21 protein-coding genes are annotated in these 22,518 nt (G+C 67.0%); 10 read left to right on the top strand and 11 right to left on the bottom strand.

Annotated features, from left to right (window positions below; translation table 11 throughout):
* Nucleotides 1-33 precede the first annotated feature (33 nt).
* A complete protein-coding gene (locus ACSYS9_RS07115) occupies nt 34-1,002 on the bottom strand; it encodes a helix-turn-helix transcriptional regulator (protein WP_071228398.1) in 969 nt (322 codons plus the stop codon).
* Nucleotides 1,003-1,082: 80 nt separating this feature from the next.
* Between ACSYS9_RS07115 and ACSYS9_RS07110 the strand changes: the two genes are divergently transcribed.
* Entirely contained in the window at nt 1,083-1,703 is a 621-nt protein-coding gene (locus tag ACSYS9_RS07110) for a glutathione S-transferase family protein (RefSeq protein WP_012510589.1), read from the top strand.
* A gap of 202 nt (nt 1,704-1,905) precedes the next feature.
* Entirely contained in the window at nt 1,906-3,324 is a 1,419-nt protein-coding gene (gene miaB, locus ACSYS9_RS07105; protein WP_049399909.1) for a tRNA (N6-isopentenyl adenosine(37)-C2)-methylthiotransferase MiaB, read from the top strand.
* Between the two features lie 79 nt (nt 3,325-3,403).
* On the opposite strand, the gene ACSYS9_RS07100 is transcribed toward miaB, so the two are convergent.
* The 3 genes from ACSYS9_RS07100 to ACSYS9_RS07090 are packed head-to-tail and all read right to left on the bottom strand — an operon-like array spanning nt 3,404 to nt 6,413.
* Nucleotides 3,404-4,516 (bottom strand): ABC transporter permease, encoded by a 1,113-nt coding sequence (locus tag ACSYS9_RS07100; protein WP_049399908.1) that lies wholly within the window; start codon nt 4,514-4,516, stop codon nt 3,404-3,406.
* Nucleotides 4,513-5,436 carry an ABC transporter ATP-binding protein gene (locus tag ACSYS9_RS07095; RefSeq protein ID WP_049399907.1) on the bottom strand — a complete coding sequence of 308 codons (924 nt, stop codon included), beginning with the start codon at nt 5,434-5,436 and terminating at the stop codon, nt 4,513-4,515. Before ACSYS9_RS07095 ends, ACSYS9_RS07100 begins: the two co-directional genes overlap by 4 nt.
* Before the next feature lie 20 nt (nt 5,437-5,456).
* On the bottom strand, nt 5,457-6,413 hold the full coding sequence (locus tag ACSYS9_RS07090) for an HlyD family secretion protein (RefSeq protein ID WP_071228399.1): 957 nt from the start codon (nt 6,411-6,413) through the stop codon (nt 5,457-5,459).
* 483 nt (nt 6,414-6,896) lie between these two features.
* On the opposite strand from ACSYS9_RS07090, the gene ACSYS9_RS07085 reads away from it, so the two are divergent.
* The 7 genes from ACSYS9_RS07085 to ACSYS9_RS07055 all read left to right on the top strand — a co-directional run bounded on the left by ACSYS9_RS07085 (nt 6,897) and on the right by ACSYS9_RS07055 (nt 12,824).
* Nucleotides 6,897-7,883, top strand: coding sequence for a PhoH family protein (locus ACSYS9_RS07085; RefSeq protein ID WP_019337148.1), 987 nt, complete (start codon nt 6,897-6,899; stop codon nt 7,881-7,883).
* Nucleotides 7,880-8,365 (top strand): rRNA maturation RNase YbeY, encoded by a 486-nt coding sequence (gene ybeY, locus ACSYS9_RS07080; RefSeq protein ID WP_049399905.1) that lies wholly within the window; start codon nt 7,880-7,882, stop codon nt 8,363-8,365. Before ACSYS9_RS07085 ends, ybeY begins: the two co-directional genes overlap by 4 nt.
* Nucleotides 8,366-8,406: 41 nt before the next feature.
* A complete protein-coding gene (locus tag ACSYS9_RS07075; RefSeq protein ID WP_071228400.1) occupies nt 8,407-9,015 on the top strand; it encodes a hypothetical protein in 609 nt (202 codons plus the stop codon).
* Complete coding sequence (locus tag ACSYS9_RS07070) at nt 9,015-9,602, top strand: hypothetical protein (protein WP_189719771.1); 588 nt, start codon at nt 9,015-9,017, stop codon at nt 9,600-9,602. Before ACSYS9_RS07075 ends, ACSYS9_RS07070 begins: the two co-directional genes overlap by 1 nt.
* A 64-nt stretch (nt 9,603-9,666) precedes the next feature.
* On the top strand, nt 9,667-10,548 hold the full coding sequence (locus ACSYS9_RS07065; protein WP_005408827.1) for an HlyC/CorC family transporter: 882 nt from the start codon (nt 9,667-9,669) through the stop codon (nt 10,546-10,548).
* Nucleotides 10,545-11,795, top strand: a complete 1,251-nt coding sequence (locus tag ACSYS9_RS07060; protein ID WP_049399902.1) for a lipoprotein N-acyltransferase Lnb domain-containing protein — start codon at nt 10,545-10,547, stop codon at nt 11,793-11,795. Before ACSYS9_RS07065 ends, ACSYS9_RS07060 begins: the two co-directional genes overlap by 4 nt.
* Nucleotides 11,796-11,801: 6 nt before the next feature.
* The gene (locus ACSYS9_RS07055; RefSeq protein WP_012510579.1) at nt 11,802-12,824 is read left to right on the top strand and encodes a magnesium and cobalt transport protein CorA; all 1,023 of its coding nucleotides are present in this window, start codon (nt 11,802-11,804) and stop codon (nt 12,822-12,824) included.
* A gap of 140 nt (nt 12,825-12,964) precedes the next feature.
* Here the strand turns inward: ACSYS9_RS07055 and ACSYS9_RS07050 are convergent, their stop codons facing one another.
* The 4 genes from ACSYS9_RS07050 to ACSYS9_RS07035 form a co-directional block, all read right to left on the bottom strand.
* Nucleotides 12,965-14,329, bottom strand: coding sequence for an NAD-dependent succinate-semialdehyde dehydrogenase (locus ACSYS9_RS07050; protein WP_071228402.1), 1,365 nt, complete (start codon nt 14,327-14,329; stop codon nt 12,965-12,967).
* An 83-nt stretch (nt 14,330-14,412) separates the two neighbouring features.
* Nucleotides 14,413-15,255, bottom strand: a complete 843-nt coding sequence (locus ACSYS9_RS07045; protein WP_008267688.1) for an ABC transporter permease subunit — start codon at nt 15,253-15,255, stop codon at nt 14,413-14,415.
* Nucleotides 15,252-16,184 carry an ABC transporter permease subunit gene (locus ACSYS9_RS07040; protein WP_071228403.1) on the bottom strand — a complete coding sequence of 311 codons (933 nt, stop codon included), beginning with the start codon at nt 16,182-16,184 and terminating at the stop codon, nt 15,252-15,254. The genes ACSYS9_RS07045 and ACSYS9_RS07040 overlap by 4 nt, the downstream gene beginning before the upstream one ends.
* On the bottom strand, nt 16,181-17,317 hold the full coding sequence (locus ACSYS9_RS07035) for an ABC transporter ATP-binding protein (RefSeq protein ID WP_071228404.1): 1,137 nt from the start codon (nt 17,315-17,317) through the stop codon (nt 16,181-16,183). Before ACSYS9_RS07035 ends, ACSYS9_RS07040 begins: the two co-directional genes overlap by 4 nt.
* A 273-nt stretch (nt 17,318-17,590) precedes the next feature.
* Between ACSYS9_RS07035 and ACSYS9_RS07030 the strand changes: the two genes are divergently transcribed.
* Entirely contained in the window at nt 17,591-18,991 is a 1,401-nt protein-coding gene (locus tag ACSYS9_RS07030; RefSeq protein WP_071228405.1) for a flavin-containing monooxygenase, read from the top strand.
* Between the two features lie 39 nt (nt 18,992-19,030).
* Here the strand turns inward: ACSYS9_RS07030 and ACSYS9_RS07025 are convergent, their stop codons facing one another.
* The 3 genes from ACSYS9_RS07025 to ACSYS9_RS07015 form a co-directional block, all read right to left on the bottom strand.
* A complete protein-coding gene (locus ACSYS9_RS07025) occupies nt 19,031-20,140 on the bottom strand; it encodes a polyamine ABC transporter substrate-binding protein (RefSeq protein ID WP_071228406.1) in 1,110 nt (369 codons plus the stop codon).
* Nucleotides 20,141-20,231: 91 nt separating this feature from the next.
* Entirely contained in the window at nt 20,232-21,629 is a 1,398-nt protein-coding gene (locus ACSYS9_RS07020) for a glutamine synthetase family protein (protein WP_071228407.1), read from the bottom strand.
* Complete coding sequence (locus tag ACSYS9_RS07015; protein WP_071228408.1) at nt 21,626-22,387, bottom strand: gamma-glutamyl-gamma-aminobutyrate hydrolase family protein; 762 nt, start codon at nt 22,385-22,387, stop codon at nt 21,626-21,628. The genes ACSYS9_RS07020 and ACSYS9_RS07015 overlap by 4 nt, the downstream gene beginning before the upstream one ends.
* Nucleotides 22,388-22,518: the final 131 nt, after the last annotated feature.

Here is a 22,518-nt window from a genome sequence, read left to right as displayed (position 1 = left end):
CCAGCTTCGCCGGAACTTGCCAAGCGATGCGGCTCAGGCTGTGACCGGCGGCACAGCCAGCAGCTGGCCCAACCCTGCCAGGCGTTGGGCCAGTTCGTCACGCAGGCCGGGCGGCGTGGTCCACAGCGCCACCGGCAGCCGGTCCAGGCTCAGGATCTGCGCCAGCATCATGCCGCGGCTTTCGGCCCCCATCCGCAGCAGGCAATGGTCCGCGCCATCGGTTTCCAGCACGCCGCACCAGGGCGGGATGCGTCCTTCCAGCTCCGCGTAGCTGCCGGCCAGGCGGAGGATCGCCTGCAGCGCGAACGGGGCCTGGCTGACCGCCTGCCGCACCATCACGTCCGGTGGCGCCGGGGTGCGCCGGTGCATGCCCGGCTCGGCACATTCCCGCACCGTTCCCATCCGGTCCACGCGAAGGGTACGCCAGTCCTGGCGGCCCAGATCCCAGGCCAGCAGGTACCAGCGCCGGCCGTAGTTGACCAGGTGCTGGGCCTCGACCTCGCGCTGGGTGACCGCATCCTGCGCGCTGCGGTACTCGAAAGCCAAGCGCGAAGCCTGCCGGCAATGCTGGGCCAGCCGTCCGAGCAGGCGCGCATCGGTGGCCGGCAGCTCGGACAGGGTGGCGGTAGCGGCGTGCACCTCGCCGGCCTGCTGGCGGCGACGGGTCGGCACCAGCGGGTCGAGCTTGGACAGCAGGCCCCGCGCCGTGTCGTCGATGCCGGCGACGGTCGCCGAGGCGGCGCGCAGGGCGATGGCCAGGGTGGTCGCCTCCTCCTCGTCAAGCAGCATCGGCAGCACCGGTGCGCCGGCGCCGAGCTGGTAGCCACCGCCGACCCCGGCCGAGGCCTGCACGGGGTAACCCAGCTCACGCAGCCGCTCGATGTCACGGCGGATGCTGCGCCGGTCCACGCCCATGCGCTCGGCCAACTCGGCCCCGGACCACTGGCGACGGGCCTGCAGCAGGGCGATCAGGCGCAACAGTCGATGGGCGGTATGGCGCATGAAGGATCGAGGACAGAAGTCGTCCGCAATAGTGCCCCAGGATGAGCTCCAGTTCACCACCCACCGCAAGGAGCAATGCCATGACATCCCGCCAGATCACCCTGTACCACGCCGCCCGTTCACGCTCGAGCGGCGCCGTGGCCCTGCTCGAAGCGCTGGGTGCCGACTACCGCATGCAGGTGCTGGACCTGAAGGCCGGCGCCAACCTGGCCCCGGCCTACCTGGCCATCAACCCGATGGGCAAGGTGCCGGCCATCGTCCACAACGGCGCGCTGGTGACCGAGCAGGTAGCCATTTATCTGTACCTGGCCGACCTGTATCCGGAAGCTGGGCTGGCCCCGCCGATCGGCGACGCCCTGCGCGGCCCCTACCTGCGCTGGATGGCCTTCTACGGCGCCTGTTTCGAGCCGGCGATGATCGACAAGGCGATGCATCGCGAGCCGCCGCCGCGCCTGATGTCGCCCTACAACGACGCGGAGACGGTGCTGCAGGTGATCGAAGCCCAGCTGGCACAGGGGCCGTACCTGCTCGGCGAGACGATGAGCGCCGCCGACGTGCTGTGGGGCAATGCGCTGGCCTGGACCACCGCCTTCGGCCTGGTGCAGCCGGCGCCGGCCACGGCTGACTACATCGCGCGAATGAGTGCGATGACCGCCTTTGACCGTTCGCGGCAGATCGATGCGGAGCTGGCAGCGGCCTGAGGCGTGCCGACGGGCGCGGCCGGGCGCTACCGGGGGGGCGGACCCGGAATTCCAGTAGATCCACGCCATGCGTGGGTGACCCGCCCGCCGTGCCTGCGCGACGGAAAGCAGCCAGGCATGGCCTGGCTCTACTGGGCCGGCGCGCGCGCTGGGATGCGGGTAGAATTGCCCGCTTTCCCGCCACCCGAATGGATTAAGCGCCATGACCGGGACGCCAGACGTCTTTCCGCCCGCCACGCCGGGCGGTACCCCGCTCGTTGCCCTGCCCGCCGGTCCGCGCAAGCCCGACCAGGTGAAAGGCAAGCTGTACATCAAGACCCACGGTTGCCAGATGAACGAGTACGACTCGGCCAAGATGGCCGACGTGCTTGCCGCCAGCGATGGGCTGGAACTGACCGACAGCCCGGACGACGCCGACGTCATCCTGGTCAATACCTGCTCCATCCGCGAGAAGGCGCAGGAGAAGGTGTTCAGCCAGCTGGGCGTGTGGAAGGGCCTGAAGAACAAGGGCCGCGAGGTCATCATCGGCGTCGGCGGCTGCGTCGCTTCGCAGGAAGGCGAGGCAATCATCAAGCGCGCGCCGTTCGTCGACCTGGTGTTCGGCCCGCAGACCCTGCACCGCCTGCCGGAACTGATCCGTGCACGGCGCGAGCAGAAGCGCCCGCAGGTGGACATCAGCTTCCCCGAGATCGAGAAGTTCGACCGCCTGCCGGAACCGCGCGCCGAAGGCGCTTCGGCCTTCGTCTCGATCATGGAAGGCTGTTCCAAGTACTGCTCGTTCTGCGTGGTGCCCTACACCCGCGGTACCGAAGTCAGCCGCCCGTTCGAGGACGTGGTGGTGGAGGTGGCGCAGCTGGCTGCACAGGGCGTGCGTGAGATCAACCTGCTCGGCCAGAACGTCAACGCCTATCGTGGCCCGTATGGCGACGGCGAGTTCGCCGACCTCGGCCTGCTGATCCGCACCATCGCCGAGATCGACGGCGTCGGCCGCATCCGCTTCACCACCTCGCACCCGCTGGAGTTCAGCGATTCGCTGATCGATGCGTTCCGCGACGTCCCGCAGCTGGCCAACTTCCTGCACCTGCCGGTGCAGGCCGGCAGCGACCGCGTGCTGTCGGCGATGAAGCGTGGCTACACCGCACTGGAGTTCAAGTCGAAGATCCGCAAGCTGCGCGCGGTGCGCCCGGACATCTCGATCAGCTCGGACTTCATCGTTGGCTTCCCCGGCGAGACCGATGCCGATTTCGAGAAGACCATGAAGCTGATCGAGGACATCGGCTTCGACCACAGCTTCTCCTTCATCTATTCGCGTCGCCCGGGTACGCCGGCTGCGGACCTGGAGGACACGATCAGCGATGCCGAGAAGCACGCGCGCCTGTCGCGCCTGCAGGAGCGCATCAATGCACACGCCGCCGGCATCTCCGAGAAGATGGTCGGTACCGTGCAGACGGTGCTGGTGGAAGGTCCTTCGCGGAAGAACCCGAACGAACTGACCGGCAAGACCGAAAACATGCGTTCGGTGAACTTCCCGGCGCCGGCACGATTGATCGGCCAGTTCGTGGACGTAGTGATCACCGAAGCGCTGACCAATTCGCTGCGCGCGCGGGTGGTGGCGGAATAAGGTTAGGGTGTGCCGACCAACGGTCGGCACCCACCGGAGTTGATGCCGGCCAGCGGCCGGCACTACCGGATGGCATGCCTCAATCCAATCGCTTGCGGAAACGCAGGATCGCCAGGGTCATCATCACCACGATGAAGGCCAGCAGCGCCAGTGCATCGTGCCACAGCTCCCACAGCGAGGCGCCGCGCAGCATGATGCCGCGCACCAGGCGCAGGAAGTGGGTCAGCGGCAGCACTTCGGCCAGCCACTGCACCGGCCGTGGCATGCCGGCGAACGGGAACATGAAGCCCGACAACAGGATCGACGGCAGGAACAGGAACAACGTCATCTGCATCGCCTGGAACTGCGAGCGCGCGCGCGTTGAGATCAGCAGGCCCAGCGCCAGGTTGGCCAGCACCAGCAGCACCGCGGCCAGATAGATGTCCAGCAGGCTGCCGCGGATCGGCACCTGGAACAGCCAGGTGCCCAGCACCAATACCAGCGTGGTCTGCAGCAGACCGATGGCCGCATAGGGCAGCACCTTGCCGACCATCAGTTCGCTGCGCGACACCGGTGTGGCGATCAGCAGTTCCATGTTGCCGCGCTCGCGTTCGCGCACCACCGCTACGGCCGTGAACATCACCAGGGTCATGGTCAGGATCACCCCGATCAGCCCCGGCACGATGTTCACCGCCGAACGCCGCTGCGGGTTGTAGAAACTGGTCACGCTGATCGGACCACCGGCGATGCTGCCTTCGCGCAGCGGCCGCGTGTTGCTGGTCGGGCGCGTATCCAGCGGCACCTGTGCCAGCTGGATCGCTGCGCTCTGTACCACGGTGTCGCTGCCGTCGACCAGCACCTGTACCGCCTCGCGTCCATCGAAGCGACGACGCTCGAAGTCGGCCGGCACCACGATGCCGACACTGATTTCGCCACGGCGCAGCGCCTGCATCAGTTGATCGGGCGTGTACGCCTCGCTGCGCGGCGTGATCACGCCGGTGGCGACCATGTCCTGCACCAGCGCGCGCGAAGCGGCGCTGTTGGCCTGGTCGGCGACACCGGCGTTGAGATGGCGCAGGTTGAGATTGATCGCATAGCCGAACAGCAGCAGCTGCATCACCGGAATGCCGACGATCATCGCCAGCGTGATGCGGTCGCGGCGTAGCTGCCGCAGCTCCTTGAGCATGATCGCCCACAGGCGGCGCAGGTTCATGCCGCCGGCTCCCGGCCACGGCCGCGGGTGGCCGCCACGAACACGTCTTCCAGGTTCGGTGCCACCGCCTCGATGCGGGCCTGCGGATCGGCGCTGGCCAGCGCGCGCCGCAATGCGGCGGCGTCCGCGACATCCTCGCTGCACAATACCCGCAGCTGGGTGCCGATCTGCGCCACGCTCAGCACGCCGGGCAGCTCAGACAGTGCGCGGCTGGCCTGGCGCGGCTGCGTCGAGGTGACCTGCAGCGTGCGGCCGTCCAGCCGTGCACACAGTTCGGCCGGCGTGCCGTCGGCCACCAGTGCGCCACGATCAAGGATTGCCAGCCGGTGGCAGCGCTCGGCCTCGTCCATGTAGTGGGTCGACACCAGCACCGTGGTGCCGGCATCAGCCAGCTCGAACAGGGCTTCCCAGAAATCGCGGCGCGATTCGGGATCGACCGCACTGGTCGGCTCGTCCAGGAACAGCAGTTCGGGCGAATGCACCACGGCACCGGCCAGGGCCAGGCGCTGCTTCTGGCCACCACTGAGCGTGCCAGCCAGTTGTGGCTGGCGGTCCTGCAGCCGGTATTGCTGCAGCAGTTCGTCGACCCGCTGCCGGGCCTGTGCGCGCGGCAGGTCCTGGATGGCGGCGAGGAACTCCAGGTTCTCGCGCACCGACAGATCTTCGTACAACGAGAAGCGCTGGGTCATGTAGCCGATGCGTCGGCGCAGCGCTTCGGCCTGCTCGGGAACCGCCAACCCCAGCACCTCGATCTGCCCTGCGCTGGGTTCCAGCAGGCCGCACAGCATGCGGATGGTGGTCGACTTGCCAGACCCGTTCGGGCCCAGAAAACCGTATACCTGTCCGCGCGGTACGGTCAGGTCGACGTTGTCCACGGCCAGCAGCTCGCCGAAGCGGCGGGTCAGGCCCTGCGCATGCACCGCGATGTCCGCACCGGTGTTCAGAAGCGCACCTGTACCGGAAGACCCGCTGGCAGTTTCTGCATGTCGCTGTTCCCGTCCACTTCAATCTCAGCGAGGTAGCTCAGCCGTTCGACGTCATCGCCGGTCAGTGCGTAGTACGGCGTGAACGATGGTTCGCTACGGATCGCACGTACATGCCCCTTCAGCACGGTGTTGCCGCCTTCCAGCTGTATCTGCGCGGCCTGCCCGACCTTGACCTGCAGACGCAGCGGTTGCGGCAGGTAGACGCGCGCATAGGGGCGCTCGCCGACCAGCATCACTGCCAGCGGCGCACCGATCGGTGCCTGGTCCCCCTGCCGGTAGGGCAATGCATCGACTACCCCGTCGCGCGGTGCACGCAACTGCAGCTTCTGCAGGTTCACGCTCTGTACCACCTGCTGTGCCCGTGCGGCATCGGCGGCCGCCTGGCCCTGGGCGATATCCTGCACACGGCTGCCGTGCACCTGCTCCAGCCAGGCCTGCTCGGCAGCACGCACGCTGGCTTCGGCATTGCCGGCGGCGGCGCGTGCTCGATCCAGTTCAGCGGCGGCAATCAAGTGCTGCTGTGCCAACGGCTGGACCCGTCGGTAATAGGCACTTGCTTCGGCAGCCTGTGCGCGCAACGCGGCCAGTTGTGCCTGGGCCTGAGCGATCTGCTCCTGGCGTGGGCCGATCTGCAGTTCTTCCAGCTGCGCCTGCGCACGCGCCGTATCAGCCTGCGCTGCGGCGAACTGCGCGTCTCCCCGCGCCGGGTCCAGCTGCATCAGCACGGTCCCGGCCTTGACCTGCTGGCCCTCGCGCACCTCCACCGTGGCGATCACTTCGGCCGCCGGTGCCGGCACCGTGATCCGGTCCCACTCCAGCGTGCCCAGCGCAGTCGGCGTTGACTGCCCACACCCCACCAGCAGGCCGATGCCCGCCAGTCCGATTCCACGCATCCCGTTGCCGATGCCCATGCCATCCCCTCCTGCGACGGCGACACGGTGCCATGTGCCCCGTGCACCCTCAATGATTCCAATCAGCCCTGACGGTTTTTTCACCACGCGTGGGCAAGCCTTTTGCTGCAAGGCTCCGCACCACCTATCCACAGGTTGATTCGGCATCATTCCACAACCGTTGTGGAAATCCGGCACGACCTCGCGCTGTTGCTCGCCGGGCAACGAAACCTGCACTGCCATCACGATGAATGCCCCCCGCGCAGGCCACCCGTGGCAGTGCTGCCGTAGCGACCGGCGACCATGACGCTTTTTTCACCAGGACCTCATGGGCCTTGTGGCACAAGCAGTGCGAAGGTCTATCCACAGGTTTCCGCGTGCCCCGTCCACACCGGGTGTGGAAAACGCTGTATCGACCGTCTGCTGGCCGTGTGCCCCGCACGCGCGCTACCCTTGTCCTCCCTGAATACACTGCGGTGGAAGGCGTCCGCCCCACCCCAAGCAATGAAAAGCATCGATCATCGAGACTTCACCCTGTCGCCGGAAGACAACGAGCGACTGGCCAACCTGTGCGGCCCCTTCGACGGGCACCTGCGCCAGATCGAGCTGAAGCTCGGCGTGGAGATCGCAAATCGTGGCTTCGTGTTCCGCATCAGCGGCCCCAACGAAGCCATCGTCGAGGCGCAGAAGCTGGTTGAAGCGCTGTACGCCGAAGCCGGCGAAACGACCTTCGACAACCACGCCATCCACCTGCGCCTGGCGCAGGCCAATGTCGAGCAGATCGCCGAGCGCTCCTACGAAGCGCAGGAGGTTGCGATCAAGGTCAAGCGCGGCACGGTGCGCGGCCGCGGCGCCAACCAGGGCCGTTACCTGCACCAGATCGCCACCCACGACATCAACTTCGGCATCGGCCCGGCCGGTACCGGCAAGACTTTCCTGGCCGTGGCCAGCGCGGTCGAAGCACTGAATGAATCGCGGGTGCAGCGCCTGATCCTGGTGCGCCCGGCGGTGGAGGCCGGCGAGAAACTGGGCTTCCTGCCCGGCGACCTGAGCCAGAAGGTCGATCCCTACCTGCGACCGCTGTACGACGCCCTGTACGAGATGATGGGCGTGGAAAAGGTGGTCAAGCTGCTGGAGAAGAACGTCATCGAGATCGCGCCGCTGGCCTACATGCGCGGCCGCACGCTCAACGATGCGTTCGTGATCCTGGACGAAGCACAGAACACCACCATCGAGCAGATGAAGATGTTCCTGACCCGCCTGGGCTACGGTTCCACTGCGGTGGTCACCGGTGACCTGACCCAGACCGACCTGCCCAAGCACGTGAAGTCCGGCCTGCGCGACGCCATCGACGTGCTGCGTGAGGTCGAGGGCGTCAGCTTCACCTTCTTCGAATCCCGTGACGTGGTCCGCCACCCGCTGGTCGCGCGCATCGTGAGCGCGTACGACCGCCGCGACCTGCATCAGATCCAACCTGGAGCAACTCCATGACCCGTGGTCCCGTGCGATTGGACGTCGCCGTCAGCTATGCCCTGCCGCGCGCCGGCCTGCCGGCGGCAGTGAGCTTCCGCAAGTGGGTGGCCGCCGCGTTGAAGGGCCGCATCCGCGAGGCCGATCTGGCCATCCGCGTGGTCGATGCCAAGGAAGGACAGTCGCTGAACCGCCATTACCGCGGCAAGGACTACGCCACCAACGTGCTCAGCTTCCCGGCCGAAGTGCCCGAAGGCCTGCCCAAGGGCGTCAAATTCCCGCTGCTGGGTGACCTGGTGATCTGTGCTCCGGTCGTGGCACGGGAGGCCGACGAACAGAGCAAGGCGCTCAATGCCCATTACGCGCATCTGACCGTGCACGGCGTGCTGCACCTGCTCGGCTGGGACCACGAGGACGACAAGGAAGCCGAGGCGATGGAGCAGCTGGAGCGGGAAATCCTGGCCGAGCTGGGCATCGACGATCCATACGCGGGCGAGCGCTGAGCGGGCCACCGCCCGTCGCCAGGAACACGAGAGGAACAAGGATGACCTCGGGAAACAGCTCAATGATGTTTGTGATCGGCGCCACCTTGTTCGCCATGCTGCTGGTGCTGGGCGCGTATGCCGTGCGCCGCATCAGCGCCCACGAACCCAGCGGCAGGCACTGGCTGCCGCGCAGCCTGGCCCTGCTCTCGCCCGTGTGCCTGCTGGCCGGGCTGGCGATCGGCATGATCGGCCCGCACCTCAGCGGACGGTTGGAACCGGCCCATCTCCCCGGTCTGCTTGAAACGTCGATGGTGCTGACGCTGGTGGGTGCACTGACCCTTCCGCTCCTGTGGCGGATGATCGTGCACCGCCGCCTGGGCCGCCCCGTGAACTCACTCCCGTTCTTCCACGCCAGCCGTACCTCGCTGCTGGTGCTGTTCGTGCTGGCTGTGATCTACATGAAAGTGGCCAGGACCGCGGCAGCGGAACTGATGCCCTGGCTGACCAGCCCGGGCCTGTGGCCGGCGGTGGCGCGCATCGCGGGGCAATCGATGCAGGTCGCCATGCTTGCGGTCGTGCTGACCCTCTCACTGATGGTCGTGCGGCGGGCGATGACCGGTTTCCTGCGCCTTCTCACCGGGCTGTTCCGGCGCTCGCCGGGGCTATGATGGCGGCCCTTCGCCTGCGGAAACCGACCGTGTCACTGCGCTGCTGCCTGCCCCTGCTCTGTGCCCTCGCCGCTCCCGCCGCCTTCGCCACCAGCCTGGACCTGCCGGCCCTGATCGAATGCCGCCAGGGCGTGGCCGAGCAGGCCGCGCTGGCGCCGCTGCTGGCCGATCCGCTGAAGGCCGTGGCCCAGGGCCTGCAGCCGCTGCCGCAGGGCAACCAGTTCATGAGCGAGTTCCGGCTGGCCGGCCCGATCACCGTCTTCGGCCAACAGACCGAGCGGGTGGCGGTGGCCGGCGCCAGCATCATGGCGGTGCTCGACCAGGCCGACCCACGCCCGCTGGCCAAACGGCTGGGATTGGAGACCGGCTACGACCAAGACGGCAAGTTCATGGCCGGTCGCGAACTGGTCAGCCGCGACGTGACCGACCCGAAGACCGGCGAGGCCCAGATCGAGTCGATCATCCTCAGCGTCTCCACCGTGGCCTCCCACCCCGGCAAGACCCTGGCCGGCTGCACCTACAGCCTGGACCTGCCCGAGGAGGAGCCGGCCCCGGCCGCCCCAACCCCGGCCACCGGCAGTCACTGACAGGCCGTCACATCCTGCTAGACTTGGGTCAACGCCCGGCCTGCCGGGTGCCTTTTTTCCAGAGATGTCAGAAGACGACAGTAGTAGCTCCCCTGCGGAGCACAGTGAAAAGAAGCGCGGCTGGCTTGAACGCCTGACCTCCGCCTTCTCCGGCGAACCCCATACCCGCGACGAGCTGGTCGCTGTCCTGCACACTGCGCAGGAAGAGGGTCTGATCGCCGCCGATACCCTGAAGATGATGGAAGGCGCCATTTCGGTGGCCGAGCTGACCGTGGGCGACGTGATGATTTCGCGCTCGCAGATGGTCTCGCTGCCGGTTGAAGCGCCCTTCCTGGAACTGATGAAGCAGGTGGTCGAATCCGGCCATTCGCGCTTCCCGGTACACGGCGAGAACAAGGACGACATCCTTGGCATCCTGTTGGCAAAGGACCTGCTGCGCGGCGTGGTTGCCGACAACGGCCCGGCCAACGTGCGCGAGCTGCTGCGCCCGGCGGTGCTGATCCCGGAAGCGAAGAAGCTCAACGTGCTGCTGAAGGAATTCCGCCTGTCGCGCAACCACATGGCCATCGTGGTCGACGAGTACGGCGGTGTCGCCGGCCTGGTCACCATCGAGGACGTGCTGGAACAGATCGTCGGCGAGATCGACGATGAGCATGACGAGGCTGAAGATCCCTCGGCGCAGATCGCCATCCAGTCCGACGGCCAGTACGTGGTCGACGCGCTGACCCCGATCGGCGACTTCAACGAGCGCTTCGGCGCGACGTTCTCCGACGAGGACTACGACACCATCGGCGGCCTGGTCACCGAGGCCGTGGGCCATCTGCCGGAAGTCGGTGACGAGCTGGCGCTGGATCGCTTCATGTTCCGCGTGGCCCGCGCCGATGCGCGCCGGGTACAGGCCTTCCACGTGACCGTGCTGCCGCCGGACGCGCAGGACGACGCTTGAAGCGCCGCGGCCTGATCCTCATGGTGTGGCTGGCACTGTGCGTGCTGGCCATGGCCCTGCCGCTGGCCGCCTTCGCGCAGCCGGTGGCAGCCACACCTGCCGTACCCGCGACCAACGCTGAAGCCCCTGCCCCGCGCATCGGCGTGGTGACCATGCAGCCGGGCACCGTGTTCTTCGAACGCTTCGGCCACGACGCCATCGTCGTGGTCGATCCGGTCAGCGGCGAGGCAACCTCGTACAACTTCGGCTACTTCGATCCGTCCGAGGACGATTTCATCAGCCGCTTCGCACGCGGCGACATGATGTATTACCTGGTGGCGCTGCCGCTGCAGCAGGACCTGTCCTACTACGACGAGACCGGCCGTGGCGCCAGCGTGCAGTGGCTGGACCTGCGCCCGGACCAGGCGCGTGCGCTGGCCGCCGACCTGGCCGAGCGGGCCAAGCCGGAAAACGCGCGCTACCACTACGATTACTACACCGCCAATTGCGCCACGATGGTGCGCGACACGGTGGACAAGGCATTGGGTGGCGGCCTGCAGTCGCAGCTGTCGGGGCGCTCGCGCGGCAACACCTACCGCAGTGAATCGGTCCGCCTGGCGTCGCCGGCACCGTGGATGTGGCTGGGCTTCGATGTCGGCCTTGGGCCATTTGCCGACCAGCCGCTGTCGCGCTGGCAGGAAGCCTTCGTGCCGATGCGCCTGGCCGATGCGCTGCGCCAGGCACGCAACAGCGATGGCCGTCCGCTGGTGCAGTCCGAACAGGAACTGCTGCCGCATCGTATCGATCCGGAGCCGAAGGAATTCGCGCGCCGCTGGTGGCCGTGGCTGCTGCTCGGGCTGATCGTGGCCGGCGGCGTGCTGGCGCTGCGCAACCGCCCGCGCCTGCTGGCCGGGCTGGCCCTGCCGTTCTGGCTGCTGTGCGCCCTGTTTGGTGGCGTGCTGGTGTTCCTGTGGGGCTTCAGCATCCACTACGCCGCGTGGGCCAATCGCAACCTGCTGTTGCTTTCGCCGCTGGCCGTGCTGCTGTTGCCGGGTGCAATCGCCCTGCTGCGTCGTCGCGTGCCGGGCCGCATGTTCAGGATCGTGCTGTGGCTGCTGGCGGTACAGGCGGTGGCCGCGCTGGTACTGCACTGGCTGAGCCTGCAGGCACAGTACAACGTGCAGTGGATCGTGCTGCTGCTGCCCGTCCACGTCGCGCTGGCATGGGTGCTGGGGCGTACTCCTCACTTGTCCAAAACACAGCCCTGACGCACGATGGCGGGCATGTCATTGCCCGCCTCTGCTGCCGCGCCCGCCTCGGCCAACCCCGCCTGCGTCATCAACTGCGTCCACTACGATGACGAGGGCAAACGCCACGACATCACCCTGGACGCCATCAGCGATGTCATTGCCAGTGGCAACGGCTTCGTCTGGGTCGGCCTGTACGACCCCAATGATGATGTGCTGTTGAAACTGCAGGAAGAGTTCTGCCTGCACGACCTGGCCATCGAGGATGCGCGCAACGCGCACCAGCGGCCCAAGGTCGAGACCTACGGCAATTCCATGTTCGTGGTGGTGACCACCGCGCAGATGGTCGACGAGCGCATCCAGTACGGCGAAACCCATGCCTTCCTCGGCCCGCGCTTCCTGGTGACGGTACGCCATGGCGCTTCGCTGTCCTATGCCCCGGTGCGTGCGCGGGTGGAACGCGAGCCGCAGCTGCTGAAGATGGGCCCGTCGTACTGCCTGTACGCGGTGACCGACTTCGTGGTCGACAACTACCTGCCCATCGTGCACCGCTTCCGCGACACCCTGGAGCTGCTGGAGAAGGACATCTTCGCCGACACCTACAAGCGCAGCACGGTGGTGCGGCTGTACGAGCTCAAGCGCGAGCTGAACAAGATGCGGATGGCGGTGGCGCCGCTGCAGGATGTGCTGGCGCAGCTGCGCCGCTACCAGGGCGAGCTGATCCCCGACGAAGTGAAGCTGTACATCCGCGACGTGCACGACCACGCGGTACGCATCAGCGATGTGATCGACACGCTGCGCGAGATGCTGGGCACCGCACTGAGCGTGAACCTGTCGCTGGTGACGCTGGCGCAGGGCGAGACGGTCAAGCGGCTGGGTGCATGGGCCGCGCTGCTGGCGGCGCCGACACTGATCACCAGCTGGTACGGCATGAACTTCAGCCACATGCCTGAGCTGAGCGAGCCGTGGTCGTACCCGCTGATGATCGTGGGCGTGGGCGGTGTGTGCGTGGGGCTATACCGGTTGTTCAAGCGCGCGAAGTGGTTGTAGGGCGTATCGACCAACGGTCGATACCCACCAAACCGGTAGGCCACGACCGTGGGTCGTGGCGCATGGCCCGCTTCTGGTAGTGCCGGCCGCTGGCCGGCAACCAGGCAATGCCGGCCAGCGGCCGGCACTACCGTTCGGCATCAAGCCACGTAGACGGTCTTGATGTTCATGAACTCATGGATGCCGTGGTCGGCCAGCTCCCGGCCGAAACCGGACTGTTTGCTGCCGCCGAACGGAAGCCGCGCGTCGCTCTTGACGATGGCGTTGACGAACGCGGCACCGCACTCCATGCGCTGGGCGAAACGTTCGCCGCGCACTGGATCGCGCGTCCACACGCTGCCGCCCAGGCCGAAGCGGGTGTCGTTGGCCACGCGCAGTGCCTCGGCCTCGTCAGCGACACGGATCACCGCAGCCACCGGCCCGAACAGCTCCTCGTCGTAGGCCGGCATGCCCGGGCCGACCTGATCGAGCACGGTGGCCGGATAGCCGGCATGCGTACCCGCAATCGGCTCACCACCCAGCAGTACCCGCGCGCCCTTGGCCACGCTGCCCTGCACCTGTTTGTGCAGCTCATCGCGCAGGTCCGCACGCGCCATCGGCGCCAGCGTGGTGCCACGTTCATTGGGATCGCCGTACTGACGCTCACCCGCGGCTTCAACGAAGCGCCGGGTGAACTCATCGGCCACCGTCTCGACCACGATGAAGCGCTTGGCCGCGATGCAGGTCTGCCCGCTGTTGTCGAAGCGCGACTTCACCGCCGCCGCCACGGTCTTGTCGAGGTCGGCATCGTCGAGCACCACGAAGGCATCGCTGCCGCCCAGCTCCATCACCGATTTCTTCAGCTGGCCGCCGGCATTGGAAGCGATCGAGCGCCCTGCCCGCTCGCTGCCGGTCAGTGTCACCGCCTTCACCCGTGTGTCGCGCAGCACCTCGGCGGCCTGCTCGTTGTCGATGTGCAACACGTCGAACACGCCGTCGGGCAGGCCGCCGTCACGGCATACCGCCAGGATCAGGTCGGCGCACTGCGGCACGTTGCTGGCGTGTTTGAGCAGGGCCACGTTGCCTGCCATGAACGCCGGGGCGAGGAAACGGAACACCTGCCAGATCGGGAAATTCCACGGCATCACCGCGAACACGCAGCCGATCGGCTCGTAGCGCACATAGCTGCGCTGGGCTTCGGTGTCGATCAGCTGCGGCTTGAGATAATCAGCTGCGTGGTCGGCGTAGAACTCGCAGGCCGCCGCGCACTTGTCGACCTCGGCCAGCGCTTCGGCCTTGAGCTTGCCCATCTCATGGGTCATCGCCTGCTGCAGATCGTCACGGCGCGCACGCAGTTGGCCAGCGATCTGCTTGAGGATCGCCCCCCGCTCCTGCAACGAGTGATCAGCCCAGCCGGGGAATGCATCGGCGGCGGCCTGCAGGCGCTGCTCGACGTCGGCAGCACCCATCAGTTCATGGCGGTAGGTCACCTGGCCGGTGGCCGGATCGACAATCTCGACGGTCATGGGGGATCTCCATCTGGAAGATCCCCATTGTGCGCGGTTGCCCGTGAGCCGGATGTTGCCGGATCAGCCGGCAGACCGCCGGCTCAGCCGTTGTCCTGCCGTGCCAGCTGCAGGTCGCGCTGGCGCCGTTTCTCGGCGCGGGCATTGATGTACCAGCCGATCACCGCGGCGATCGACACCGCCGACACCAGCAGCGTGGCCAATGCGTTGATCTTCGGGCTGATGCCCATGCGCACCGAGGCGAACACCTTCATCGGCAGCGTAGTCGAGCCCGGCGTGGCCACGAAGCTGGCCACCACCACGTCATCCAGCGACAGGGTGAACGCCAGCAGCCAGCCCGCCACCAGCGCCGGCGCGATGATCGGCAGGGTGATGCGGCCGAACACGGTCAGCCGGCTGGCGCCCAGGTCCATCGCCGCTTCTTCCAGCGACAGGTCCATTTCCTGCAACCGCGAGGACACCACCACGGTGACGAAGCACAGGGTGAAGGTGACGTGCGCGATCCAGATGGTGGTCAGGCCGCGCGCCGGGAAGCCGGGAATCGCGCCCATCGAGGCCAGCAGCGCCATCAGCGAGAAGCCCAGGATCACATCCGGCATCACCAGCGGCGCGGTGACCAGCGCGCCGAACAGCGGCTTGCCGCGGAAGCGCTTGAAGCGGGTCATCACCATCGCCGCCAGCGTGCCCAGCACGGTGGCGGTACAGGCGGTCCAGAACGCCACCACCAGGCTGGTCCACATCGCATCCATCAGCGCGCGGTCGGCGAACAGGTCGCTGTAAGCACGGGTGGAGAACCCGGCCCAGACCATCGCCAGCCGCGAGCTGTTGAACGAATAGAACATCAACAGCAGGATCGGCAGGTACAGGAAGGCGAAGCCGAGCAGCAGCACGCCCAGCCCCAGGCCCTTGGCGGAACGCGGGCTCATGCCTGCTTCCCTTCCAGCAGGCGCTGCTGGGAACGGTTGAACAGCAGGATCGGCACCAGCAGCAGCAGGATCATCGCCACCGCCATCGCCGAGGCGCCCGGCCAGTTGCGGTTGTTGAAGAACTCGTTCCACAGCTGGCGGCCGACCATCAGCGTCTCCGAGCCACCCAGCATTTCCGGGATCACGAATTCACCCACCGCCGGGATCATCACCAGCATGCAGCCGGCGATGATGCCCGCCTTCGACAGCGGCAGGGTGATGCGCAGGAACGCCTGCCACGGCTTGGCACCGAGGTCGTAGGCCGCTTCCAGCAGGCGGTGGTCATGCTTGACCAGGTTGGCGTACAGCGGCAGCACCATGAACGGCAGGTAGCAGTAGACGATGCCGATATAGGCGGCAGTCGGGGTGTCGATCAGCTGCAGTTTCGGCAGCCCCATCGACGTCATCAGCGTCTGCAGGCCGGTGAACTGCAGGAACTGGTCGAGCAGGCCGTTGCGGTCCAGGATCGCCTTCCACGCATACACGCGGATCAGGAACGAGGTCCATGACGGCAGCACCACCAGCATCATCGCCACGTTGCGTGCGGCCGGCGACAGGCGCGCGATGGCATAGGCCATCGGATAGCCGATCAGCAGGGTGAGGAAGGTGGAGATCGCCGCGATCTTGATCGAGCTGAGGAACGCCTGCGCATAGATCGAATCACGGAACAGCGCGAGGTAGTTCTCCAGGTTCAGCTTCAGCGAGAAGCCGCCGTCCGCGTACTGCAGCAGCCAAGTATACGGCGGCGAGCCGACCCGGCTGAGCGAGAAGCTGATCATCAGCACGATCAGGAACGGCACTGCGAAGAACAGCAGCAGCCACAGGTACGGAATGCCGATCACCGTGGCACGCAGCCCCGGCAGCCAGCGCTTCAGGCCGCTGACGCTCATGAGGTCAGCACCACGCCGTCGTTGTCGCGCCAGTGCACCCACACACTGTCGCCCCAGGTCAGGCCGTCACTGGCCCAGCGCTGCGAGTTGGCGAAGTTGGCCAGTACCTTGGCACCGCTGGGCAGGCGCACGTGGTACACCGAGTGGCTGCCGAAGTAGGCAATGTCCTCGATCACGCCCTGCGCCTTGTTGGTGTGCCCTTCCGGCTCGTCCTTGCCGATCATCACCTTCTCCGGGCGCAGCGCGAACGCAACCGGCTGCCCTTCATAGCCGGTGATGCCATGGGCGATGTAGATCGGCGCCGGGAACAGCGGCGAGCGCACGGTCACGTACTCGGGAAGGTCCTCGTCGATCACCCCGTCGAACAGGTTGACCGAACCGATGAACTCGGCGACGAAGCGGTTGGCCGGCTGCTCGTAGACCTCGTCCGGCTTGCCGACCTGCTGGATCCAGCCGGCATCCATCACCGCGATGCGGGTGGCCATGGTCATCGCTTCTTCCTGATCGTGGGTGACCATCACGCAGGTCACACCCGACGATTCGATGATGCTGACCAGTTCCAGCTGCATCTGCGAGCGCAGTTTCTTGTCCAGCGCGCCCATCGGCTCGTCCAGCAACAGCAGCTTCGGCCCTTTGGCCAGCGACCGCGCCAGCGCCACGCGCTGCTGCTGGCCGCCGGACAGCTGATGCGGCTTGCGCTTGCCCAGGTGCCCCATCTGCACCAGGTCCAGCATCTCGCCAACGCGCTTGCTGATCGCGTCCTTTGCCATCCCGTCCTGCTTGAGGCCGAAGGCGATGTTCTGCTCGACCGTCATGTGCGGGAACAGGGCGTAGGACTGGAACATCATATTGACCGGCCGCTGATACGGCGGCAGCGCGTCCAGGCGCTGGCCGTCGAGGGTGATGCTGCCCTTGGTGGGCGTCTCGAAGCCACCCAGACAGCGCAGCAGGGTCGATTTGCCACTGCCCGAGCCACCGAGCAGGGCAAAGATTTCGCCCTTGCGCACGTCCAGATTGACGTCGTCAACGGCGACGAAACCGTCGAATTCCTTGCGCAGGTCACGAATGGAGAGATAGCCGGGCGCACCGGTCGTGTCGACGACGGTGGCTACCGGCTGGGCTTCAACGGGCATGGGGGCTCCGGGAGCGGGCGGTGGACAGCGGCCGCCATTCTAACGGCCGGGGGGCCCAGGGGATATGACGGCGGCAGGCGGAAGCGGCCGCTGGCCGGCTCCGGGGGCCCTGGGAGTGTCGGTTTTCCCCCGCCATGGTGGCCTGCCCGCGCAAAGGCCCGGGCTCCCCTGGACGACCCTGCGGCCGTCCCGGCCAGACACCACAGGCGACGCCTCGATCTGCAACGTTTTTCAGAACCGGATCTGTTGAAGGCCCGGGGCATTCCCCGCGCAATGGCCCGGATCAAGCCCCTGCATGGACCCATCCTGGTGACTTCCCCGGACAGCCCCTCCCCTTTCCCGCCCCGCCTGCCGGGCTCCCTGCCTGCAACGCTGCCGCTGGTCATCATCGGCGCCGGCCAGGCCGGGCTGTCCCTCAGCGCGCTCCTGCAGGAAGCCGGCGTCGAGCATCGCGTGCTGGAGGCCGAAACCGTGGGCGCCAGCTGGCAGCGGCGCTGGGATTCGTTCCAGACCAACACCGCCAACGCGACGATGGCCCTGCACGGCCATGCCTATGCAGGTGACGACCCGGAAGGTTTCATGGGGGCCCCGGAGGTGATCCGGCGGCTGCGCGACTATGCCGACGAACGTTCGTTGCCGATCAGCGAAGGTTGTGCGGTTCAGCGGGTCACGCCCGAATTGGGCGGCTATGCCATCGAAACCAGCCACGGATTGATCCGGGCTGGGGCGGTTGTGGTCGCCACCGGCGAGTACCGCCGCGCGCGGATGCCCCGGGTCCCGTTCGCGCCCGCGCGGGGTCTGACGGTGCTGCACTCCGGCGACTACCGCAACCCCCGCCAGCTGCCCGACGGCGGCGTGCTGGTCATCGGTGGCGGCCAGTCCGGCGCGCAGATCGCCCAGGACCTGCGCGACAGCGGTCGCAGCGTGCACTGGTCACTGGCCCAGCGGCATTCGCATACCCGCCGGCTGCGCGGCAAGGACTCGATGACCTGGTGGGACATGGCCGGGCGTATCCACCAGCATGTGAGTGAAGCGGCCGCCGTCCTGGCCGGAGAACCGGATGCGCTGCGCAAGGCCCGTACCGCCGAATTCCCGCTGATTTCCGGCAAGGGGCGTGCCGGCCTGGGCAGCTCGATCAGCCTGCTGGCGATGCACCGCGCGGGCATCAGGCTGCTGGGCCGGTTGCAGGGCTTCGATGGAAATGTCGCCCGCTTCGCCGATGTACGCCCGCAGCTGCGCACCGCGATCGAAGCGACACGGACCGAATATGCCTATCTCGATTCGCTGGCCAGCGCGTACTACGCCACGCGGCCCGAACCGCGCACCGACGATGCCCGCTACATTCCCGAAGAGGTCTATCTGCACTGGGAGCCGGACGCCGCCCCGCGTGAACTGGATCTGCAGGCCGCAGGCATCCGCTCGGTGGTGCTGGCCACCGGCTTCGTCGCCGAATGGCCCTGGCTCGACGTTCAGGGCGTGCTGGACGCACATGGCTACCCCCTCGGCGAGTTCGGTGTTTCTCCGCGGCCGGGGCTGTTCTTCATCGGCATGCACAACCTGCAGCGGATGAGTTCGTCGTTCCTGTGCAACGGCGGTCGCGATGCACGTGACCTGTTGCCGGCGATCCTGCGGCACCTTGACCAGGGCGGCGGTACCGCGCCCGGCCAAGGATGAAGCAATCCGCCGGGCATGGCCCGGCGGCGCCAGACCGGCTTAACGGCCGGTCTTCACCTCGGTCCACAGCCGGGTGTAGAGCTTGTCGGTCTCCGGCGTGTTGATCGAGTACGTGAACATCTTCTCGGCCACGTCGGCCGGCGGGTAGATGGTCGGGTCGGTACGGATCGCCTCATCCACCAGCGGGGTCGCGGTCGGCACCGGGTTGGCGTAGTGGATGAAGTTGGTGTTGGCCGCGGCAACCTTCGGCTGCAGCAGGTAGTTGATGAACGCGTACGCGGCCTCCGGATGCTTGGCGTCCTTCGGGATCGCCAGCATGTCGAACCACTGCGGGGCGCCTTCCTTCGGGATCGAATAGGCCACGTGCACGCCATTGCTGGCTTCCTCGGCGCGGTCGCGGGCCTGGATGATGTCACCCGACCAGCCCACCACCAGGCAGGTGCCGCCATTGGCCAGCGAACCCACGTACTGCGAGGAGTGGAAATTCTGCACGTACGGTCGGATCGACTTCAGCAGGTCGGCCGCCTTCTGCAGCTCGGCCGGGTCACCGCTGTGCGGGTCCAGGCCCAGGTAATGCAGCGCGATCGGGATCATGTCCGCCGGCGTGTCCAGGATGGTCACGCCGCAGTCCTTCATCTTGCTGATGTTCTCCGGCTTGAACACCAGGTCCCAGCTGTTGGCGATGTCGGTGCTGCCACCGAAGCGCTGCTTCAGCATCTCCACGTTGTAGCCGATGCCGGTGGTGCCGATCATGTACGGCACGCCGTACTGGTTGCCCGGGTCCTGGGTGGCGATGCGCTTCATCACCGCCGGATCGAGATTGGCCAGGTTCGGGATCTTGCTCTTGTCCAGCGGCAGGAACACACCGGCCTGGATCTGGCGACCGAAGAAGTTCAGGGTCGGCACCACCACGTCGTAGCCGCTGTTGCCGGCCAGCAGCTTGGTCTCGACCATCTCATCGCTGTCGAACACATCGTAGGTCACCTTGATGCCGCTCTCCTTCTCGAAGGTCGGGATGGTGTCCTCGGCGATGTAATCGCTGTAGTTGTAGACGTTCAGGACCTGGCTGTCCTGCGCGCCGCCATTGCCACCGCCACAGGCGGCGAGCATGGCGGAGGCCAGGCCGAGCGTGAGGATACGCAGCTTCATCGGGTGCTCCAGAATGCGGGAAGGGGGGCCGGCGGGGCCGGCGACGGGTGCCAGCCTACCCCCCGGCGGCGGATTTTTCTATTCCGGATGCTCAGACGTTCAGCAGCAGGAACTCGCGCTCCCACGAGCTGATGACACGGAAAAAGGTCTCGTATTCCTTGCGCTTCACCGAGATGTAGGCGCGGCAGAAGCGCTCGCCCAGCAGGGCCTGCAGGTCGCTGCACTGCTCCAGCCCATCCAGCGCTTCGCCCAGCGAGCGCGGCAGGTTGTAGCCCAGTTCCTTGGCGCTGCCGGTCACCGGCGCATCCGGTGCCAACCGCTCGCGGATGCCCAGCAGGCCGCAGGCCAGGGTCGCCGCCATCGCCAGGTAGGGGTTGGCGTCGGAACCGGCGAAGCGGCTCTCCACGCGCATGTTCTCCGGCGTGTCCAGCGGCACGCGCAGGCCACAGGTGCGGTTGTCGAAGCCCCAGTGCACGTTGCTCGGCGAGACTTCGCCGAACACCAGCCGGCGGTAGGAATTCACGTTCGGCGCGAAGAACGCCATCGCCTGCGGCGCGTACTTCTGCAGGCCGCCCAGGTAGTGGCCGAACACCGGGCTGAACTCGCCTTCGGCATCGGTATCGCCAGCGAACACATTGCTGCCGTCGCTCACCCGCACCAGGCTCTGGTGGATGTGCATGGCACTGCCCGGCTCGTTCTCCATCGGCTTGGCCAGGAAGGTGGCATACACGCCGTGGCGCATCGCCGCCTCGCGCATGGTGCGCTTGAACAGGAACACCTGGTCGGCCAGGTCCATCGCATCGGCATGGGTGAAGTTGACCTCCAGCTGCGCGGCGCCGGATTCGTGGATCAGCGTGTCCACGTCCAGCTTCATCGCATCGGCGTAGTCGTACATCAGGTCGAGGATCGGGTCGAATTCGTTGACCGCATCGATCGAGTACGACTGCCGCGCGGTTTCCGGACGCCCGGAGCGGCCGGCCGGTGGCAGCAGCGGGAAGTCCGGGTCGGTGTTCTTCTGCACCAGGAAGAACTCAAGCTCCGGCGCCACCACCGGGCGCAGGCCCAGCTCGGCGTAGGCCGCCAGCACGCGGCGCAGTACGTTGCGTGGCGCCAGCTCGTGCGGCTCACCGTTCTTGGTGTAACAGTCGTGGATGATCTGCGCGGTGGCGTCGGCCGCCCACGGCACCATGCGCACCGTGTCCGGATCGGGACGCAGCATCATGTCCGAGTCCGACGGCGAGGTCAGCTCGTAGTAGTCATCAGGGAACTCGCCGGTGACGGTGGTGGCGAAAATGCCTTCGGGCAGCCGCGTACCGTAATCATGCGAGAACTTGTCGGCGGGAATGATCTTGCCGCGCGCGTTGCCGGTGATGTCCGGGACCAGGCATTCGACCTCGGTGATGCGCCGCTCCTTCAGCCAGCGCAGCAGGCTGCTTTCCTGCGGTGCGGGGGGCGTAGCCGTCTTGCGCGGGCGCGTTCGGGAACTCATCGGGAATCCAGTCGGTTCTGTTGGTGCTGCCGGCAAGCTTGGCCGAACGCACGGAAAATAGCGTGATAGAACGGCGAGTCCATGACACGCCACTCCGGGTGCCACTGTACGCCGAGCACGAAATCATGGTGCAGGCTGCGTGCCGCCTCGACCAGGCCATCATCGGCCACGGCTTCGACCTGCAGCCCCTGCGCCAGACGAGCGATACCCTGCCCGTGTACCGAATTGACCTGCGTCCGGCCACTGCCGCTCCACCGCGCCAGCCAGCCATCCGCCGCCAGGGCGACCGCATGGGCCGGCCCGTACTGCACATCAACCGGCGCCTTCGGGTCTTCGCGATGGTCGGCCAGACCAGGCACCGCGTGCACCTGCGGATGCAACGTGCCACCCAGCGCAACGTTCAGCTCCTGCAGGCCGCGGCAGATCGCCAGCACCGGCAGGTCCAACGCCAGCGCCTCGCGCAGCAGCGCGAACGCATTGGCATCACGGGCCGGGTCATGCGGATTGCCCGGCCAGCTGCGGCCGCCCTCGTAGTGCTGCGGTTCGATGTTGCTGACCGCGCCGGTCAACAGCAGGCCATCGAGCCCCTGCAGCCAGTCACCAGCCGGCAGCGGCGGCTGCAGGCTCGGCAGTACCACCGGGGTCACTTCGGCAGCCTCGGCCAGCGCGCGCACGTACTTCTCGCCGGCCACCGCGAAGCGGTGATGGCCGAGCACGGTGCTGTCGGTGGGCAGGCCCACCCAGGGCAGGCGGCGCATGGGAAAACTCCTTGGCGTGCCGACACGTTACCCGTCGCCCGGCGAACGCGGCAAGTCGTCGCCGTCACACCATGGCCGTCACGCATCGGCGAAACTAAGGGCGTGAACGCTGATCGCCCTCCCCCGCTCCG

The organism is Stenotrophomonas sp. STK17_22 (assembly GCF_051983905.1).
In the GTDB taxonomy this organism is placed as follows: domain Bacteria; phylum Pseudomonadota; class Gammaproteobacteria; order Xanthomonadales; family Xanthomonadaceae; genus Stenotrophomonas; species Stenotrophomonas maltophilia_A.
The sequence above is the reverse complement of the archived record's forward strand: the minus strand, read 5'-3'. Positions and strand labels throughout refer to the sequence as shown.

Coding starts and splice junctions, on each gene's coding strand:
- ACSYS9_RS07085 (WP_019337148.1), top strand. CDS start 6,897: ATGAAAAGCATCGATCATCGAGACTTCACCCTGTCGCCGGAAGACAAC.
- ACSYS9_RS07040 (WP_071228403.1), bottom strand. CDS start 16,184: ATGAGCGTCAGCGGCCTGAAGCGCTGGCTGCCGGGGCTGCGTGCCACG.
- ACSYS9_RS07030 (WP_071228405.1), top strand. CDS start 17,591: ATGGCCCGGATCAAGCCCCTGCATGGACCCATCCTGGTGACTTCCCCG.
- miaB (WP_049399909.1), top strand. CDS start 1,906: ATGACCGGGACGCCAGACGTCTTTCCGCCCGCCACGCCGGGCGGTACC.
- ACSYS9_RS07020 (WP_071228407.1), bottom strand. CDS start 21,629: ATGAGTTCCCGAACGCGCCCGCGCAAGACGGCTACGCCCCCCGCACCG.
- ACSYS9_RS07015 (WP_071228408.1), bottom strand. CDS start 22,387: ATGCGCCGCCTGCCCTGGGTGGGCCTGCCCACCGACAGCACCGTGCTC.
- ACSYS9_RS07045 (WP_008267688.1), bottom strand. CDS start 15,255: ATGAGCCCGCGTTCCGCCAAGGGCCTGGGGCTGGGCGTGCTGCTGCTC.
- ACSYS9_RS07090 (WP_071228399.1), bottom strand. CDS start 6,413: ATGGGCATCGGCAACGGGATGCGTGGAATCGGACTGGCGGGCATCGGC.
- ACSYS9_RS07070 (WP_189719771.1), top strand. CDS start 9,015: ATGGCGGCCCTTCGCCTGCGGAAACCGACCGTGTCACTGCGCTGCTGC.
- ACSYS9_RS07050 (WP_071228402.1), bottom strand. CDS start 14,329: ATGACCGTCGAGATTGTCGATCCGGCCACCGGCCAGGTGACCTACCGC.
- ACSYS9_RS07115 (WP_071228398.1), bottom strand. CDS start 1,002: ATGCGCCATACCGCCCATCGACTGTTGCGCCTGATCGCCCTGCTGCAG.
- ybeY (WP_049399905.1), top strand. CDS start 7,880: ATGACCCGTGGTCCCGTGCGATTGGACGTCGCCGTCAGCTATGCCCTG.
- ACSYS9_RS07075 (WP_071228400.1), top strand. CDS start 8,407: ATGACCTCGGGAAACAGCTCAATGATGTTTGTGATCGGCGCCACCTTG.
- ACSYS9_RS07110 (WP_012510589.1), top strand. CDS start 1,083: ATGACATCCCGCCAGATCACCCTGTACCACGCCGCCCGTTCACGCTCG.
- ACSYS9_RS07100 (WP_049399908.1), bottom strand. CDS start 4,516: ATGAACCTGCGCCGCCTGTGGGCGATCATGCTCAAGGAGCTGCGGCAG.
- ACSYS9_RS07035 (WP_071228404.1), bottom strand. CDS start 17,317: ATGCCCGTTGAAGCCCAGCCGGTAGCCACCGTCGTCGACACGACCGGT.
- ACSYS9_RS07065 (WP_005408827.1), top strand. CDS start 9,667: ATGTCAGAAGACGACAGTAGTAGCTCCCCTGCGGAGCACAGTGAAAAG.
- ACSYS9_RS07055 (WP_012510579.1), top strand. CDS start 11,802: ATGGCGGGCATGTCATTGCCCGCCTCTGCTGCCGCGCCCGCCTCGGCC.
- ACSYS9_RS07025 (WP_071228406.1), bottom strand. CDS start 20,140: ATGAAGCTGCGTATCCTCACGCTCGGCCTGGCCTCCGCCATGCTCGCC.